The 17,279-nt window shown below is 69.6% G+C and carries 15 protein-coding genes and 1 pseudogene; 3 read left to right on the top strand and 13 right to left on the bottom strand.

Going from position 1 to position 17,279, the window contains the following annotated elements:
• Positions 1 to 28 precede the first annotated feature (28 nt).
• Entirely contained in the window at positions 29 to 2,332 is a 2,304-nt protein-coding gene (gene fxsBH / locus ACNPQM_RS14305; protein ID WP_418084269.1) for a radical SAM/SPASM protein FxsBH, inactivated beta-hydroxylase extension form, read from the bottom strand.
• Between the two features lie 31 nt (positions 2,333 to 2,363).
• Complete coding sequence (fxsA, locus tag ACNPQM_RS14300; protein ID WP_358858136.1) at positions 2,364 to 2,531, bottom strand: FxSxx-COOH cyclophane-containing RiPP peptide; 168 nt, start codon at positions 2,529 to 2,531, stop codon at positions 2,364 to 2,366.
• Positions 2,532 to 2,773: 242 nt separating this feature from the next.
• Between fxsA and ACNPQM_RS14295 the strand changes: the two genes are divergently transcribed.
• A complete protein-coding gene (locus tag ACNPQM_RS14295) occupies positions 2,774 to 3,670 on the top strand; it encodes a DUF4231 domain-containing protein (protein ID WP_418084326.1) in 897 nt (298 codons plus the stop codon).
• Between the two features lie 74 nt (positions 3,671 to 3,744).
• On the opposite strand, the gene ACNPQM_RS14290 is transcribed toward ACNPQM_RS14295, so the two are convergent.
• The 5 genes and pseudogenes from ACNPQM_RS14290 to ACNPQM_RS14270 form a co-directional block, all read right to left on the bottom strand.
• Positions 3,745 to 4,224 carry a hypothetical protein gene (locus ACNPQM_RS14290; protein WP_358858137.1) on the bottom strand — a complete coding sequence of 160 codons (480 nt, stop codon included), beginning with the start codon at positions 4,222 to 4,224 and terminating at the stop codon, positions 3,745 to 3,747.
• Between the two features lie 190 nt (positions 4,225 to 4,414).
• On the bottom strand, positions 4,415 to 5,314 hold the full coding sequence (locus ACNPQM_RS14285; RefSeq protein ID WP_358858138.1) for a S1 family peptidase: 900 nt from the start codon (positions 5,312 to 5,314) through the stop codon (positions 4,415 to 4,417).
• A 273-nt stretch (positions 5,315 to 5,587) separates the two neighbouring features.
• Positions 5,588 to 6,385, bottom strand: coding sequence for a DUF1684 domain-containing protein (locus tag ACNPQM_RS14280; RefSeq protein WP_418084268.1), 798 nt, complete (start codon positions 6,383 to 6,385; stop codon positions 5,588 to 5,590).
• Positions 6,386 to 6,389: 4 nt separating this feature from the next.
• Positions 6,390 to 6,533 (bottom strand): annotated as a pseudogene (locus tag ACNPQM_RS14275) (F420-dependent methylene-tetrahydromethanopterin reductase); the annotation flags it as partial.
• An 88-nt stretch (positions 6,534 to 6,621) separates the two neighbouring features.
• Entirely contained in the window at positions 6,622 to 7,833 is a 1,212-nt protein-coding gene (locus tag ACNPQM_RS14270; protein ID WP_418084267.1) for a DUF5685 family protein, read from the bottom strand.
• Between the two features lie 307 nt (positions 7,834 to 8,140).
• Here ACNPQM_RS14270 and ACNPQM_RS14265 point away from each other — a divergent pair, with 307 nt between their 5' ends.
• Positions 8,141 to 8,581 (top strand): cell division protein SepF, encoded by a 441-nt coding sequence (locus ACNPQM_RS14265; protein WP_358858141.1) that lies wholly within the window; start codon positions 8,141 to 8,143, stop codon positions 8,579 to 8,581.
• Between the two features lie 39 nt (positions 8,582 to 8,620).
• Here ACNPQM_RS14265 and ACNPQM_RS14260 read toward each other — a convergent pair whose 3' ends face one another.
• Together ACNPQM_RS14260 and ACNPQM_RS14255 are read right to left on the bottom strand one after the other, a co-directional pair.
• Positions 8,621 to 9,844 (bottom strand): acyl-CoA dehydrogenase family protein, encoded by a 1,224-nt coding sequence (locus ACNPQM_RS14260; RefSeq protein WP_418084266.1) that lies wholly within the window; start codon positions 9,842 to 9,844, stop codon positions 8,621 to 8,623.
• Between the two features lie 73 nt (positions 9,845 to 9,917).
• Positions 9,918 to 11,642: an MFS transporter gene (locus ACNPQM_RS14255; protein WP_418084265.1), complete on the bottom strand. Its 1,725-nt coding sequence runs from the start codon at positions 11,640 to 11,642 to the stop codon at positions 9,918 to 9,920.
• 465 nt (positions 11,643 to 12,107) lie between these two features.
• Between ACNPQM_RS14255 and ACNPQM_RS14250 the strand changes: the two genes are divergently transcribed.
• Positions 12,108 to 13,139, top strand: coding sequence for a phosphatase PAP2 family protein (locus ACNPQM_RS14250; protein WP_418084264.1), 1,032 nt, complete (start codon positions 12,108 to 12,110; stop codon positions 13,137 to 13,139).
• A gap of 94 nt (positions 13,140 to 13,233) precedes the next feature.
• Here the strand turns inward: ACNPQM_RS14250 and ACNPQM_RS14245 are convergent, their stop codons facing one another.
• The 4 genes from ACNPQM_RS14245 to ACNPQM_RS14230 all read right to left on the bottom strand — a co-directional run bounded on the left by ACNPQM_RS14245 (position 13,234) and on the right by ACNPQM_RS14230 (position 17,063).
• Positions 13,234 to 13,449 (bottom strand): I78 family peptidase inhibitor, encoded by a 216-nt coding sequence (locus ACNPQM_RS14245; RefSeq protein ID WP_366132872.1) that lies wholly within the window; start codon positions 13,447 to 13,449, stop codon positions 13,234 to 13,236.
• A gap of 438 nt (positions 13,450 to 13,887) precedes the next feature.
• Positions 13,888 to 14,847: a helix-turn-helix transcriptional regulator gene (locus ACNPQM_RS14240; protein WP_418084263.1), complete on the bottom strand. Its 960-nt coding sequence runs from the start codon at positions 14,845 to 14,847 to the stop codon at positions 13,888 to 13,890.
• A 48-nt stretch (positions 14,848 to 14,895) separates the two neighbouring features.
• A complete protein-coding gene (locus tag ACNPQM_RS14235; RefSeq protein ID WP_418084262.1) occupies positions 14,896 to 15,783 on the bottom strand; it encodes a transferase in 888 nt (295 codons plus the stop codon).
• Positions 15,780 to 17,063: a glycosyltransferase gene (locus ACNPQM_RS14230; RefSeq protein ID WP_418084261.1), complete on the bottom strand. Its 1,284-nt coding sequence runs from the start codon at positions 17,061 to 17,063 to the stop codon at positions 15,780 to 15,782. The genes ACNPQM_RS14235 and ACNPQM_RS14230 overlap by 4 nt, the downstream gene beginning before the upstream one ends.
• Positions 17,064 to 17,279 lie beyond the last annotated feature (216 nt).

Raw genomic sequence — 17,279 nt, 5'->3', positions numbered from 1 at the left:
ATGGCGTTCGGTCATTCAACACTGCTTTTCAGTCATCCATCCTCACGCCCGGAGAATCCGGTTCTTGATCAGAAGAAGTCTTGCAACTGTTCTTCCCGGATGTCCCGTGTGTACCGCTGATCTCCTTCCGGACTGTGGTCAGCAGCTGCTTTCCGTCGATGGTCAGTTCGGCCGCAACTTCGAGCGTGTCAAGTGCCTGCGGCACCCCGTCCAGGAACCGGGGGTCGAACAGACCCAGGCCCACCCGCTCATAGGTCATGGACAGCAGCCGCGAGAAGGGAACGGACTCTTCCTGCCAGGGCGTCCGATGCTCCCAGGCTCCGTCCGATGCGTACAGATCCGTGACATCCGCGAGGGCCCTGAGCTTGGCCCGCCGGAATCCGCGGAGCAGACCGAGCGCCAGTTCCTCGGCATCCGCGTACACGCCGATCCCCAACGCCCCGTAGCCGTGCCGCCCCACAGCGAGGTGTCCGGTGGTGAGCGGCGTCATCGCGATCAGGCTGCCCGCCGCTTCGGCCGCCTGCCCCGGCACGACCGCCGTCAGCCGTTCCCAGGCCCCGGCGAGTCCCGCACTCCACGCATCGGCCTCGGACTGCCCGAGCCGGGGAGCGACGGGCGTGTCGAAGCAGTCCCGGTACGGGTCGAGGTCGTCGAGTACGAAGCCGGCCGCCCCGCCGACAGCCACGTGGCGCACCGGAAGCCAGCCGGGGTCTTCCGTCGACGTCCGCACGATCCGCCGTTCGGCGGTGCGCCCGGCCCGCCGGATCAGGAATCCGTCGTCGGTGGCGCGCACACGGGCAGTGCCGTGCTCCCCCGGCCCGCCGATCCGCACCTCCCCGAGGGTGGGGAGGAAGATGCTGCCGTCCCGGTAGGCGACGGGGACATCCCGTTCGAGTCCGGCGCGTACGGCGGCAGCGGCCACGGACGACGACAGCCGCAGCGCAGCCGGCCGTTCGGCATCCGGCCGGTCCTCGTACACGGCGTCCAGCGCGTCGAGCAGCCAGGTGCGGGTGTAGGGATGGGCCAGTACACCGTCCAGGCCGTCGGCGCCCGCTTCCGTCCGGTCCAGGGCCTGCACCAGCTCCCAGGCCTCGTCCCAGCGCTCTCCGCCCCGGCCGTCGAGGTCCGCGTGGAGCCGGGCGAGCAGAGTCCGCGTCAGGTCCTGGTGCGCCGCGATCAGCTCGTGCGGCTCCGCAACCGCGGCCGACTCGGTTTCCGCGGCCGTCCGCACCTCGATGCCGCGCACCAGCGCTTCGAGATCCGCGCAGTACACCGAGGGGTTGTCGAATCCGCTGTCCGAGCGGTAGCGGTGCGTGTAGAGCCCCCCGCCGCACGAACGCACGACGGGGCAACGGCGACAGGTCTCGCTGACTCCGGCCAGTCCGAGCTGCCGCGCCCGGACCCCGGGGTGCGCCGCGACCTCGTCGAAGGCGTGGGTGAAGACGTCGAACCCGGTGGCGGCCGCGCCTTCATAGGCGCTCTTGAGCGAGTCCACCTGTTCCAGCTGCCCGTCGGTCTCGACGACGACGAGGTCGGTGGGGGCCAGGCCCAGGGACTCGGTGAGACTGGGTCCGCCGCTCAGGCTGGACAGGACCGAGGAGAAGAACCGCACCGGCACCGGCCTGCCCTGTTCCCTCCAGCGGTCGAAGATCGCGAGGAGCCAGTCGGCATAGGCCGTGGGCGATCCGTCCGGACGCGACGGCGGCTGGTCCCAGGTTGCGTGCGGAAGGAGGAAGTCGATGAGCGGCGGATCGAGTTCGGCCAGGGCGTCGAACACCGCGTGCGGATCGTTCCGGATGTCGACGGTGCACAGCAGGCCGAGATTGAGATGCCGGTAGCGCTCCTGCCGGAGGAGCCCGACGGCTCGCAGGACCAGAGGGTGGCTGGTGCGTCCGTCGGCGAAACGGCGGTGCCGGTCGTTGGCGGCCCGGTCGCCGTCGAGGGAGATACCGACCTTGACGCCGAACTCGTCGAAGAGGTCGAGATAGCGCGGGCTGAGCTGCAGGCCATTGGTATGGATCCGTAGATCGAGATCGGCGATGCCCTTAAGCGCCGAGGTGAGCTCCTCGCAGACGCGGCGCAGACGCGCGGGGCCCGCCAGCAGAGGCTCCCCTCCGTGCAGGATCACTGACACGGAGGGCAGTGCATGTGTCTTGGCATGCTCAGCCAGGCGCTGAGCAGTCCGGAAGATGACATCGTCAGAGATAGTTTTCGGACGGGTACGCCAGCTCTGATCTGCATGTTCATAGACATAGCAATGGTCACAGGCAAGATCGCACCTGCTGTGAACCTTGAGAACGATTTCGCGGAAAGGGACCAAGGGTCCTGTCATTCCACCAGTCTAGCCAGCCCGGAGAGTGTGACTAGAGAGCCGAGTTGAAGGTAGATGCCTGGGTCCGCTGACCGGCGGAGGCGGCATGCACCCGTCCGAGCTTCCGGGTGGCTTCCTTGCCGCGCGCGTCGATCTCGGCGAGCGGCACACGGCTCTTCTTCGCATCGGCGAAGGAGCGGGAGGATTCAGAGTTCTTCACGGCCGTCCTTGATGGGATTGTTCCGGACACGGAAACTGCACCGTCCAGCTGCACCATTGCAGTGTCCGGCGGCACGACTTTACTCTCATGACCTCGGTTCGCAACTGAGGCCATCGCCTTACAACGCAAGCGTCACGTGGGACTGCCCAAGACGCTACGGAATCATCCATTCCGCCATATGGGTGAAGACAAAACCGCAGACGGGAGTGAACATGACGGCGATTCCCGGACCACTGCAGAGCATGGTCTTCCGGAACGCTGATCTGCCGGCGCTCTTTCACCACACGGACGCCATCGCGATCGCACGGCAACGGGAGACCGTGAACACCACCCGCTGGCAGCTGATCCTACTGGTCGTGGGTGCGATACCGGCAGCGCTCCCCTGGCACTGGGAGGTTGCTGACACGTTTCAACTCACCGATGCGGTCGGGGTGTTGGCCTACCTGGGTGTCCTGATCACGACCTACCTCCCCTCCCGCCGCAAAGCAAAGTCGCATTGGCAACTAAATCGCTCGGCGGCAGAGTTCATCAAATCGATGTGCTGGCGTTACTCGGTGCACGGCTCGCCTTTCGACACCAGCACCCAGCACCCGGAGGCAGTGTTCGCCAACCGGCTCGAAGAGGGGCTGCAGGAGCTCAGAAAAGTCGGCTGGGCGGACCCACGCGACCAGACGACAGATTCGGGCGGACTCATCACGGATTCCATGCGCGAGTTACGGGACAAAGCGTATACCGTACGCAAGGAGACATATGTGCGGGATCGGCTGATCGAACAGCGCAGTTGGTACCGCCGTCGCCAGGATGTGTCCCGGCGCGCCACCCTTGTCTGGTCGACCACGATCGCCGCACTGACCGCCTTCGCCCTGGTCCTCGCCCTGTTGAGGACGTTCTCCGTCACCCAGTCCTTCGCCGCGACCGGCGTGCTGTCCACGGCTGCGGCGGCCTGCCTGGCGTGGAGCGAGATGCGCCGCCACCATCCGCTGATCTCCGCACACTCACTTGTCGAGAAAGACCTGGAGTCGATGCAGGTCGCGATGGAGACCACACTGACCGAACGGCAGTGGCCCCGGGCGGTGTTCGAGACCGAGCGCATCGTTTCCCCGCAGCACACCGACTGGCTCGCCCGGCATCAGATGTGACGAGCAGCCAATAACCCCGTATGCGCAGTACTGTTGCGCATCGGTCGCATACGACCGGCGCGTACCGATCCGGATCAGGCGCGCTCGACCCCGTCGCGCCAGATCACCGTGACCGGGCGGCCGAGCGTCCTCGCGTACATCACGATGTCGCCCGTGCCGCCGAAGCCGCGGGCCGGCCGGCCGTCCCACACCGCGAGCAGCCGGTCGCAGTGATCGGCGATATAGGCACCCGCCGCGTAGTACGCCTCGTCGGTGGAGTGCGGGAAGTCCAGCAGCACCTCCCGGGCCGCCCGGTCCTTGAGGCTCCGGTAGCGGGCCAGTTCGGCGCCGGCGGCGAACGATGTCTCGTAGTCCCCGCTGGGGATGACGACGGTCAGTTCGGCGCCGTGGGCGAGTGCCAGGTCGGCGAAGAGCTGATCCGCTCCCACGGCCAGGCTGGAGAGGGCTTCCAGGGAGCCGTCGAGCTCGCGGAGCGCCGCCCGGATCCCGGCCAGCACATGGACGTGCGCCTCCTCGGGAATGCTGCGATGGCCGGTCACTCCGATGCGTTTCACGGACTGGAACCCCCTGGAGTGTCTCCGGGGGTTCCCGGAGGACACCCCTCCGGGAGGCACAGCATCCGCCCCCGTCGTTCCTGCGCGACCGACCTCCCCCACATCCTCTCAAAAGCCGCGGGGTGTGCGGGAGCCCCCGCCCGGAATTCGGGCGGGGGCTCCGTCATGTGTGCGATCGGGCGCCGGTGCGTCAGTAGACGCTGACGCCGTATGCGCTGAGCGCCTCGGTGACCGGCTGGAAGTACGTCGTACCGCCGGAGCTGCAGTTGCCGCTGCCGCCCGAGGTGAGTCCGATCGCCTTCGTCCCGGAGTAGAGGGGACCGCCGGAGTCACCGGGCTCCGCACAGACATTCGTCTTGATCATGCCGTAGACGATGTCCCCGCCGCCGTAGTTGACCGTGGCATTGAGACCGGTGACGGATCCGCTGTGGATGCCGGTGGTGGAGCCGCGACGGGTGACGGACATGCCGACCGTGGCGTTGGCCGCGCTGGTGATGTCCTGACTGCCGACGGTGCCCGCGTGGGCGACGGAGGCGTTGTCATACCGCACCAGGCCGTAGTCATTGGTCGGGAAGCTGGATCCGACCGTCGGGCCGATGTACGTCGAGTTCGACGAGTTGGTGTACCAGGGCGGGTTGCCGTCGGTGCAGTGACCGGCGGTCAGGAAGTAGTAGGTGCTGCCGCTGCGGACGTTGAAGCCGAGGGAGCAGCGCCAGCCGGGGGCGTAGATGGCGTCGCCGCCGGAGAGCAGCTTGCTGAAGGTGCCGGACGTGCGCTCGATGCGCAGGGCGCCCGCGTTGGCGCCGGCGGACTTCTTGATCTGCTTGATCTCGGCCTGGGTGACCGTGCTGTCGGCAGTGACGACGAGGGTCTTGGTCGCCGGGTCTATGTTCCAGGCGGTACCGGCGATGTCGGCGCCGAGCACCGCATCACTGGCGGCGGACAGCTGGTTGGCGCTGAACGTCGTGGTGGAGTTGGCATGGGCGCTGGGGACGGCGATTGCGGCGACGGCCACCAGGCCCGCGGCGACCGCGACGATCCGGCTTCGTCTCGCTGTGGTGCTGAGGGGGGTGGTGCGCTTGTTCCTCACTTGTCATTCCTCCCGAGGGGAAACGGGGGTCCGCCAGTGGGGTGGCCGGACCCGTGAGGCGCAGTCGGGGGCGCGGCCGCATGTCCGTTCCAAATGCGACGTGCTCCTGACAAGCGCTGCTCGGGAGTATTCAAGGCGTCAACTCCTCGCGCAAGAGGGCCCGTTGGCCTCAGTTCGGCGGAACGGGCGGGCCATCCGTACCGCCGCACGCCCACAAAGGCCCCGGCAGCGCGCGGGCTGCCGGGGCCTGAACCGATCGGGTGCGGTGATGCGTCAGCGGTCGATCCGGTTCCGCTCTCCCGCCTCGACGGCGATCGGAAGGGTGTTGCCGGGCGGCGGGAAGGGGCAGATGAAGTGGTCGGCGAAGGCGCACGGCGGCAGCAGCGCGCGGTTGAGGTCGACGGTCACGCTGCCGTCCTCGGCCGGCGCGGCCGGCCGCAGGAAGCGGAAGCGGTAGCTGCTGTTCCCGCTGGTGGCGTCGGCGAAGACCGCCCAGAGCGAGCCGTCGTGCTCGACCGCGACCTGAAGCGTGTGCTCGGTGCCGTCCACCTCGAAGGCGATCTCGCCACCGAGGCCGAGCCCCCGCTCGACACCATCGGCGTTCTCGACCCGGACCGTGCGCGCGGTGTCGTACGCGCGGAAGGTGCCGGACAGCGCCCAGCGGGCGTCGTACGGTGTCGCGTCGATGGCGCGGAAGGCCCTCCGTGCCGGGGAGTCCGGGTCGAAGTCCCTTACAGCCCACAGCCCTTCGCGGCTCAGCACGACGAGTCGGCGCTCACCGTGCGCGACGCGGGACTCGTCGATCGGGCCGCGGTCCGCGGTGAGCCGCGCCTCGCCGGTGAACTGCTTCCCGTCGACGGTGAGCCCGTCCTCGGCGACGGCCGTGAGCACCAGCTCGTCGCCGTCCTCCCGCCACTGCCCGGGAAGAGCCGGAATTCGGCCCTCCGGGTAGTCGGAGAGCCAGTGGGTGCCGGTGAGGGAAAGCGGTCCGTACGGTCCCGAGACCGTGGCCGTGCGCTCCTCGTGCCAGTGGATCCAGCCCTGGGCTGCCTGCTGTGCGTCCGTACTCATGCGATCAACCTTTCCACACCGGCCCGGCCGCCCCGAAATGCGACCGCAGAGTGGAACCGGTGCATTCGGAGCGGAAGGCTCCGCGATCTTGGAGGAGCGGGACGACCCGGTCGACGAAGTCGTCGAGGCCGCCCGGCGAGAGATGCGGGGTGGCCCCGAGGGGAGCGCGGGACGATCCTTCGCCTTGCGATGCGCCGCACCGGACACCCCGGGCTGAGCCGCGTCCGAAGCACGGCTCAGCAGTCGCACCCGCAGTCGCAGCAGTCGCAGTTGCCGCAGCAGTCAGCGCAGTTGCTGCAGCAGTCGCAGGCATCGCAGCAGTCGCACTGGCTGCACAGCCCCTCGCGGCGCTGACGGCTCCACGGGTCCTCGAAGGTCCCGCAGCACATCTGGCAGGTGCAGGCGAGCCCCGCCCACACCAGGCACCCCATGATCAGCCCGCGCCGGTCGCGCGGCGGTTCCGGCGGGGGCGACGGGGGGCCGAACGGGCTGCCGGGGGTGTTCGGCGCGTACGGATTGCCGGGCGGCGCCCCGAAGGACCCGGTGACGCCGTGCCCACCGGCCTGGTGCGCATCCGCCTGGTGGGAGCACGTCTCCGTGGCGAACGCGCGGTCCACCGATCGGCGCAGTTCATGCACGAGCAGCACATGCGCCAGCTTGTCGTCGGTGAATTCGGCGTCGCGCAGCGCCAACCGCACGCCGCGCAGCGCGTCGTCGCACAGCCGCCGGGCCTCGGCGCGCGAGGTACCCGTGGCGGTGAGCGGGTTCCAGGCGCCCGACGCCGCGTCAGCCCCCTGGTCCTCCACGGCATCCAGCAGATGGGCCAGTCGGCCGAAGAGCCGGCCGGCCTCGGCGAGCGGCTCGGCGTTCTGCGGCTTGCCCGCGAGCACGGCGGTGTGGGCGAAGGCCGCCGCAGTGGCCGTCTCGGTGGGCTCGGTGACCGTCAGCAGCGGGGTGCCGAGCCCCGCGAGTCGCTCGATGCCGGTCTGCCGGTCGACGGCGTCGACGAGGACCGCGGTGTCGAAGCCCAGCTGAGCACCGGTACGCGCTCCGGCCCTGTCCCAGCCCGCGGCGACCCGGCGGGCGGCCGCGGCGACCGGGCGGCGCTTCAACAGCCCGTCCCGGTCGGCGACGTGGTCCCGCACCTTCGCCGAGGCCAGCACCAGCGAGACGGCGGCGGCGAGCCTGGCCCCTTCGCCCCGGGCGACCGGCGCGGTCCGCATGGCGCGCAGCGGGCAAGGACCCGCGGTGCGCCACCGGCCCGTGGTGCGCTCTGCCTGAGCCTCCGTCAGGACCGAGACGATCAGGCCGTCGTAGTTCGTGACGACCCGGGCGAACTGGCCGTGGTCCGAGCGAAGTGCGAGACAGAGCCCGCAGAGATGGGCCATCCACGCGGTCTTGAGCCCCTCCGACAACCGATGGGCGCAGGGCCTGACTATTCCGAACACGACAATCCCCCGAGAGCCGTTCAGTCATGCGCAGCGCTCGTGCGGGTGCGCGACAGGCATCGTATCGAGTGACCCGTTCACCCGTACGTCCCCCATGTCACCCGTACGGACCGGCGCATCATATTTTCTTTTCCCAGGGGCCTTATGCGGGAGGAACCGTGACGAATCGCCACATCTTTTGCACCAGTAGCGTCACGAATCGCCTGCATACCGACTATCCACTTGGCGCACGATCCGCATCATGGTCGACCATAGGGATACGAAAGAGATGCGGAACACCAAGGAACCGCGGTGAGAGGAGGCGTCCATGGGATCGGTGCGCAAGGCGAGTGCCTGGCTGGGCCTCGTAGAGGACAACGACGAGCGTTACTACGACGACGAGTACACCGAGGGTGCACGGACCGGGACCGGCAATGCCTGGGTGACCGACCCACGGGTACAGGTGGTCTCCGAGGCGGCCGAGGAGACGGGCCGCCGGATCGCCACCGTCACCCCGGACAGCTTCCGGGACGCGCGCGCCATCGGCGAGCTCTTCCGGGACGGCGTCCCGGTGATCATCAACCTCACGGCCATGGACCCTGCCGACGCAAAGCGTGTCGTGGACTTCGCCGCGGGGCTGATCTTCGGTCTGCGCGGTTCTATCGACCGCGTGGCCACCCGGGTCTTCCTGCTGACCCCGGCCGACACCCGGGTGCTCAACGGCGAAGCCGTCGGCCGGCCGGCCGACGGCTTCTTCAACCAGAGCTGAGCAGGGCGCTCGCCGGATCGGTCCGGCCGGCGTCCCGTTCTACCGGAATGCGTCCAGGCCGGTGAGTGCCTTGCCCAGCACCAGCTGGTGCATTTCCACGGTGCCCTCGTACGTGAGCACCGACTCCAGATTCGTCGCATGCCGCATCACCGGGTATTCGAGCGAGATCCCGTTGGCGCCGAGGATCGTGCGCGAGGTGCGGCAGATCTCGATGGCCTCCCGCACATTGTTGAGCTTTCCGAAACTGACCTGTTCCGGGCGGAGCCTGCCCGCGTCCATCCGGCGGCCCAGATGGTGGGCGAGCAGGATGCCCTTGTGCAGTTCGACAGCCATGTCCGCGAGCTTGGCCTGAGTGAGCTGGAAACCACCGATCGGCTTGCCGAACTGTTCCCGGGTCTTCGCGTAGTCGACCGCTGCCTCGAAGCTGGCCCGCGCCGCGCCCATGGCTCCCCAGACGATGCCGTAGCGGGCATGGCTGAGACAGCTGAGCGGTCCGCGCAGGCCGGTGACTCCGGGAAGTACGGCGCCGGCGGGCAGCCGTACCTCGTCGAGGACCAGCTCACTGGTGACCGAGGCACGCAGCGACCACTTGTGCTTGATCTCGGGCGCGGAGAAGCCGGGGGCGTCCGTCGGCACGACGAATCCGCGGATGCCGCTGCCGTTGCTGCCTTCGTCGGTCTGCGCCCAGACGACGGCGACCCCGGCCACCGAGCCGTTGGTGATCCACATCTTGCGGCCGCTGAGCACCCAGTCTCCCCCGCCGTCGCGCTTGGCGTGCGTCCGCATCCCGGCCGGGTCGGAGCCGTGGTCCGGCTCGGTGAGCGCGAAGCAGCCGATGATCTCGCCGGCCGCCATGGCCGGCAGCCACTGCTGCTTCTGCTCCTCGGAGCCGAAGCGGTGGATGGCATACATCGCGAGAGAGCCCTGCACGGAGACGAGGGAGCGGATCCCGGAGTCTGCCGCTTCGAGCTCCAGGCAGGCCAGTCCGTACTGGACGGCGGTGGCGCCCGCGCAGCCGTATCCCTGCAGGGACATGCCGAGGGCGCCGATCGAACCGAGCTCGCGGGCGAGCTCGCGGATGCCGGGCAGCTCGCCGTTCTCGTACCACTCGGCGATGTGCGGCAGGATCCGGTCGGCGGCCCAGGCGCGAACGGTGGACCGGATCGCGAGATCCTCGGGGCCGAGCAGATCGTCGATGCCGATCGGGTCGCCGGGGTCGAAGGGCGGGAGCTTCGACGGCTTCGCGGGAGATGGAGTGGACATGAGAGTGCCTCCGGCGGCTCGCACGATGCTAAAACTAGCAGTGTTAGTTATGGCGTCGTGCTGACGTTACGGCTCAGTGTGCCGCGCGTCCAGAGCCGGTGGCCTCGGCGGGTTGCCGTTGGGCAGGCACCGAAGGGGGCCCTTTCGGCAGGCCCTGGACCGGCACGCCCTGGGGAGCAGAGAACGCGCGGGGCCCTCGCGTCTCCACGGCGGCAGTCACCTCGGCGGCCTCGCGGGGTTCACAGATCTCCACCGGCGGGCACTCCATCACCCGCGGCAGTCGCCGCGCGGCGAGCGCGCCCAGCAGCAGCAGACCTGCACTGACCAGCAGCGTGACATGCAGCCCGTCGATGAAGGCATGCCGGGCCGCGCTCCGCAGCACCCCGCCCAGCGGGCCGCCCAGCTGTGAGGCGACCTGATACGCCTCGCCCAGGGAGTGGGAGGCGGCGGCGGAGGCCTCAGCGGGGACTCCCGCTCCGGAGAGCTTGGCCAGTCCGGGCGCGTAGGCGGCGTTCATGACGCTGCCCAGCAGGGCGATCCCCATACCCGCACCCAGCTGGTACGAGGTCTCGCCGATGGCCGCCGCACCACCCGCCCGGTCCGCCGGGGCCTCGCTGAGCATCGATTCGTACGCCCCGAAGAGCGTGGACTGGAGCCCGAAGCCGAGCACGACGAACGCCACGGTCAGCAGGGCGGGCCGGTCGTGCTGCCCCATCAGGGTCAGGATCAGCACCGAGGCGGCCGTGAGCACGAAGCCCCAGCCGACCATCCGGCGCGGTCCGATCCGGCGCAGAGTGTACGAGCCGGTCGCACCCGCGGCCATCGCGGCGAAGGTGAGCGGCAGCAGCCGCAGGCCGGTCTCCAGCGGGCTGAGGTCCAGGACCAGCTGCAGGTACTGGACGGCGATCAGTTCCAGACCGACCAGGGCCAGCATGGCGAGGACGATGCAGCCGACCGCGGCGGAGAACGCGGGCCGCGCGAACATCGCAATGTCGATCAGTGGATGCGTACGTCGTTTCTGCCGACGGACGAACGCGACGAGCAGTGCCGCCCCGAGCAGCAGCGGCACGAGGGTGGCGAGGCCGAAGGCACCCTCGCCGGTGCCCGCGTGCTTCACGCCCAGGACCACACCGAGCACTCCGGCCGCGGCCATCAGCGCGCCGAGCACGTCCCAGGGGCCGTCGTCGCTGCCCCGCGATTCGGGGAGCAGCAGCCGACCGATCGGCAGGATCAGCGCCATCAGCGGCAGATTGATCAGGAAGACCGAGCCCCACCAGAAGTGCTCCACGAGGAAGCCGCCGATGACCGGTCCGGTGGCCGCGCCGACGGCGGCGACCGCGGTCCACACCCCGATGGCGACGGCCCGCTCTCGCCGGTCGGGAAAGACCTGGCGGAGGATGGACAGCGTCGCTGGCATGATCATCGCGCCGCCGACGCCCAGCAGGGCGCGCGCCGCTATCAGCACGCCGGGACTGTCCGCCATCGCGGCGATCGCGGAGGCGGCACCGAAGAGCGTGTAGCCGATCAGCAGGATGCGGCGGCGGCCGACCCGGTCACCGAGGGTGCCGAAGAGAATCAGCAGCGAGGCGCAGACCAGTGGATAGGCATCCACGATCCACAGCAGACCGGCGGCGCTGGGCCGCAGGTCCTCGGTGACGGCGGGTACGGCGACGTGGAGCACCGTCGCGTCGAGCGCCACGAGCAACAAACTGAGGCAGAGGACGACCAGGACGACCCACCGATTGGCCCCGCCGGCGGCTGCGCGCAGCCGGAATCGGGCTGTGGTCGTCCCGGACATGCATGTACCTCCCAAAGGTCCCTCGCGCTCGGCAGGCCAACCGGGGATGCAGTGTGCACTGCCCCTCCAGGCCCGGCATCGACGGGCGAGTGATCCGTCAGCGTACGCGAGTCCGGCGTGGCCACACGTGGTCGACCTCATACCCCGACAGGTCACGAGGTGTGGCGTATGCCACGCCGGACCGGCCCCGCCGACGGCGTGTGACCGTTCCGTGACCGGCCGGGCACCGTCCGTCCGCCCGCTCGTCGCGGCCGGAGAAATTGATACCTGCACCGCTCCCCATTTATTGGGAGATACTCAAACACTCTTCCGAAATAAGCGCAGAATAAATAGAGCGCGAGGCCACCGGGATTCACTGATGGGTCAGGAATATTGACCCGACTGAGACATAGTCCACATCACATCGTCATCACAAAGCGGCCGGGACGGCAGGATCACGCACTCACTCGCTGTAACGTCGATTGGGTGCGTACCGACATCTTTGCCCGGCTGGACCGGGAGCCGGAACCGCCGAAGATAGAGCCACCGCGGATGAGTCCTCACCGCATCGCTCTCTTCGGCGGGACGTTGGCGTTCTATCTCGCCATCGTCGTTGCCGTGCTGATGGGCTCCTGGCTGGTGGCCCTGGACTGGAAGGTCATGCTCTTCCGGCCCTACCAGCAGTGGCCCGGAATCCATGCGTTCCTCGACTACTACGTCGTCCTCGGCCAGCGAGGCCCGACGGCCGTGATGGTCGCCTGCTGGCTCGGCTGGCGCTCCTGGCGGCAGCACACCCTGCGGCCCCTGCTGACCCTGGGCGCCTCGCTGCTGCTCCTCAATCTGACCGTGGGCGCCGTCAAGCTCGGCCTGGGCCGGCTCGGCCCGCACTACGCGACCCAGATCGGCTCCGCGGAGCTCTTCGCCGGCGGCGATATATTTCCGTCCGGCCACACCGCCAACGCGGTGGTGACCTGGGGAATCCTCGCCTACCTGGCCACTACGCCGCGGGCCAGACGCTACCTGTCGGCCGTATCGGCGGTGGTCTCGCTCGGGGTCGGGCTCACGACCGTCTATCTCGGTACGCACTGGCTGAGCGATGTGCTGCTCGGCTGGGCTGCGGGGCTGCTGATCCTGCTGGGACTGCCGTGGGTCGAGCCGTTGATCACCCGTACCGAGGAATGGATCTTCGCGGTGCGCGAGCAGCTGCGTGCGCGTCGCCGGACCGCTCCCCCGGTGCCCGTCGCGGCCGGTGCGTCCCAGACCGCACCACTGCCGCAACCGGACAGTAGTGGCAGCGCGGGCGAGAGCCCGGTGCTCGAACCGGTCGCCACGAGTGGTCGCCCGGCCGCCTCGGCTCCTGCCGCTCTGGCGGCGGGGACCCGGCAGCGGGCCCACACGCCGCACACGGTGCGCTCGGAGCGGACGCCGGTCACCCCGGTCGGCAGCCGGCGCCCACCGCACGCGGACCGAGCGCCGCGAGGCGGCACAAGCCCGGCCCACCCGGTGGCCGGCGGCTGACGGACCGCATCCCCATGCGGGAACGGTACGCACAGCCGCCCCCCGCACACTCAAGGCCCCGACCCCGGTCGGGGCCTTGCTCATGGCAGGAGTCTCAGCCGACCCAGCAGCGGGTCACCACGGCGTGGTCGACCTCGAAGTTGATCCGCCCGGCCAGGTACTCCATGGTGATGATCGCCCCCGGCGGCAGAGCTCTGACCGTGCGCCAGCCGCGGGCACGGGCCCTGCGCTCGGCTGCTTCTGCGGCGAGGCCGACATACGCGTCGGGCGTGTCATCGGGCTGGGCGGGAGGGGTCGGGATGGGTGCCATGCCACTCACCGTAGGCGGCCCCGGACGGGTACGGAAGCCGGGCGCTTGCACCCGGCACGGCATCCTCACGTACGCCACCGGTCACGCTTGTGTCACAGGATCACGACAGCCGTTTCCCGCACACTGCTTCACTCGAACGTGCGGTTCTCAGGCCGACGCACAGTAATCATGCACACTTATAAACGATCACCGAACGGCTCGGAAATCCAGAGGAAATATGACCTACCCGATGGTCGGAATTTCCTTCCCATAAGGTATTTGAAAACGGGCTCGCCACCGAGAATTCACGCTTCCTTATGGCAGCCTTATCTTCCGGTCGGGATATCCACACCATCCGATCGGGACCGACGCCCGCATCCGCCCGTATACCGGACACAGACCCTCCCTCACCGGCCGGGCACACCGGGCGAGCGGTCGGTCGAAAGTCCGCGGTCTCCTTCAGCTGAGTGCACGGGAGAGCCGGTCCCGGGCCGCCCTGATCGCATCGGTGAGCTCCTGCGGTTCGACGACCTCGAAGTCGAAGCCCATCATCATCACGTGGATCACCAGGACGTCGAGGCTCGCCGCGCCGGCGCGCAGCAGGCAACTGTGCGCGTCGATCGCCTCCAGCACTCCGGAGGACGGCGAGATGCGCTCGGCGGCCTGCTCGACCGGCACCTTCAGCCGGATCACCGCATGCGTCGCGTAGGCAGTGGTGGAGACGCCCTTCGAGACATAGGCGGCCAGGTCCTCTGCGGGCGGGTGGCGCGGCACGAAGCGGGGACCGTGCGGCGGCGTGGGGGTGATCCGGTCCGCCCGGAAGGTACGCCAGTCCCCGCGGTCCAGGTCCCAGGCGACGAGGTACCAGCGGCGCTCGGTGCAGACCAGCCGGTGCGGTTCGACGGCCCGGCGCGACAGGGAACCGCCGTGGGACCGGTACGCGAAGCGCAGCCGCTCGCTGTCCCGGCAGGCCCCGGCCAGCTCGGCGAGGACGCCAGGGTCGACGGTGGAGGCGCCGGGTTCCCGCATCATGGGCACGGTGAAGGCGCTCAGGGCGCCGACCCGGCGGCGGAGCCGGTTCGGCAGGACCTGCTCGAGTTTGGCGAGTGCGCGCACGGAAGTCTCTCCGATGCCCTCGACGCCGTGACCGGCCGCGGTACGCAGCCCGACCGCCACCGCGACCGCTTCGTCGTCGTCGAGGAGCAGCGGCGGCAGCTCGGCCCCCGCGCCGAGCTGATAGCCGCCGCCGGTGCCCGGGCTGGCGTTGACCGGATAGCCGAGCTCGCGCAGTTTGTCGACGTCCCGCCGGACGGTCCGTGGGGTGACGCCGAGCCGTTCGGCGAGATCGGCTCCGGACCAGTCGCGGTGGGCCTGAAGAAGTGAGAGCAAGCGCAGCAGTCGTGCCGAGGTCTCCAACATGGGGCGAGTCTGCCAGCGGTCGAGGACAGCTGCTGTCCTCGACCAAAGTCAGTCGTGCCGCCGGGCCGGTTCCAGCCGTAGACAGAGGTCGTTGTCGGCCGAGTAGCACGGGGCGACGAGGATGTCCCCCGTGGCGGCCCGAGCCGGGTAGACGAAGATCTTCTTCCGGTCCCAGATGTCGTCGAGAATGCGGGAGATCCGGATCCCGCCGCTACCGCTCCCGCTCGGCCCGCCGGGGAACAGCCACAGTTCCCACAGCTGCGGCGTGGTCACCGGTCCGGCGGTCGGCAGGTCGTACGGGAGCCTGAAGGAGAAACTCCCGTCCCTGCCGGTCACGGGCGCCCGGCAGCTCCGCTCGGGACTGCCGGCCGGCCGCGCCTCCACGCACGCGTCGTCGCCGAGCTCCGCCCCGTACAGCGCTCCGTCGACGGTCATCGCGGCCGGGCCGAAGGTGATCGGCCCGGCCTCCGCGTGCGGCGCGCGAACCCAGCAGCGCACGGCGAGCCGGCCGTCGGCAGTCGGGTACGGGATGCGGACCACGGCCCCGCCGACCGTGCCGACGGCGTCGGGCGTGCGGTCGACCAGGGCCCGCAGATCCCTGATGCCGGGTTCGACAGCCGTCTCGCCATCCGTGCCCGGCTGCTGCACCCAGGCGTCCCAGCGGCCCTCGGCAAGCTCCGCCGTGCCCGGCAGCACGGCGCGCAGCCGCCCGTCACCGTCCGGGCTCAGGGGCAGCCGCACGTCCTCGACCGCCCGGCCGCTCCGCCCCTTCGTACCCCGCAGACGCAGGAGCAGGACGGCCCCCGATGCCCCGCCCTCTCGGCGGTCCCGGAGGAGATCGAAGGTGATCCGGCCGTCGGCGTCGGCGACGCAGTCGGCGACGCAGCCGGCAGTGGACTCGGCGGGCGGTGTCGTCCGCAGCGCCGGCGCGGTCACGCGGCCCTCCCCTTGCGGAGCGCATCGCCGGCCTTGTGGCGCAGCGCGTACATGACGTCCAGCACCGCGCCGCGGGCCCGGTGCACGCCGGAGCGCAGGGCGCTGTGCGTGTGGTGGCGCCCGCCGCGCCTGATGAGTTCGGTGTAGAGCGCTTCGTGGCGTTCGGCGATCAGCGCAGGGTCGAACCGTCTCGACGCGGCGTGGGCGGCCCGTCCCATCCGGTGCCGTGTTCCGTCGTCGTCGATCAGGCCGAGCACGGCGTCCGCGACCGCGGCCGCGTCCCCGACCGGCACCAGCCGTCCGTCGGTGCCGTCGTCGATGATCTCGCGCGGGCCGTGCGGGCAGTCCGTGGCGACGACCGGAAGGCCGCAGCGCATCGCCTCGACGATCGTCATGCCGAAGGACTCCCGGTCCGAGGTGACCGCGGCGATCGCCCCCTTGGGCCACTCGGCCTCCAGCGGGTTGACCGAGCCCATCAGGAACACATGGTTGTGCAGGCCCAGCCGGCCGATGAGCGTGTGCAGTGCCTGCCGTTCGTCGCCGGTCGCGTCGCCGCCGCCGTAGATGCGAAGACGCCAGTCGGGGCGAACGGCCACCACGTCGGCGAACGCGCGGACCAGCACGTCGTACCGCTTGACCTTGTGCAGCCGCCCTGCCGCGATCACCCACTTGCTGTCGCAGTCGGCGGGTGCGACGGCGGGCTCGGGCACCCCGTTGGGGATGGACTCGATACGTACGCCGGGCAGCCGCAGCCCGGTCCGGTAGGCATGGGCGTCGGCCTCGGTGACGGTCGTGATCGCGTCGAGCAGCGTGTAGCGGTGGCCGATCTCACGGCGCAGCCGGTAGCTGTGGCTGTCGAGGGTGAGGTGCTCCTGCCCGATCCGGACCGGACCGCGTCGGGCCTGCCGGCTGATCTGGACATTGAGCCCGGGGCGGGTGCCGACGACGACATCAGCCTCCAGGGAGCGCAGATGGTCCGCCACCCGTGCGTCGGTGAGCCGGCTGTATTGCCGGTACCGGCTGTCGCCGCGGGCGAAGACGGCGGCGGGCCTGGTGTGCTCGATCGCGTCGCCGTCGTACGTCGGGCTCTTCTTCCGCAGGTCGACAAGGTGACTCATCCGTACCCCCGCGGGGGCGCCCAGCGCGGGGGCGTCGCGGTGACGGAAGACCGACACGATCTCGATGTCATGGTGCCCGGCCAGTGCACCGGCGAGGTTGAACGTCGTGCGGATGGTGCCCCCGACCCCGTAGGCGTTGTGGAGCAGAAACGAAATGTGCATGACTCGCCGTGTCTCCCGGTTCGGCCGATCTGCTGCGGGCTCCACTGTCATGACGGTAAGGACCGATCGCCGGTTTACTCAAGGTATCGACGAGTTTCAGCCAATTACGTGTCCGCTGATTTCATGATTTGTCGACCGCCCGCCGAACCGGCTGACCGTCGGGCCAGGCAGACCAATGTGCCCCCAATCGGCAACGATTGACCGAAAGTAAACCCT

The organism is Streptomyces sp. NPDC056231, from assembly GCF_048270745.1.
Taxonomy (GTDB): domain Bacteria; phylum Actinomycetota; class Actinomycetes; order Streptomycetales; family Streptomycetaceae; genus Streptomyces.
This window is presented reverse-complemented; position numbering and strand designations above follow the sequence as displayed.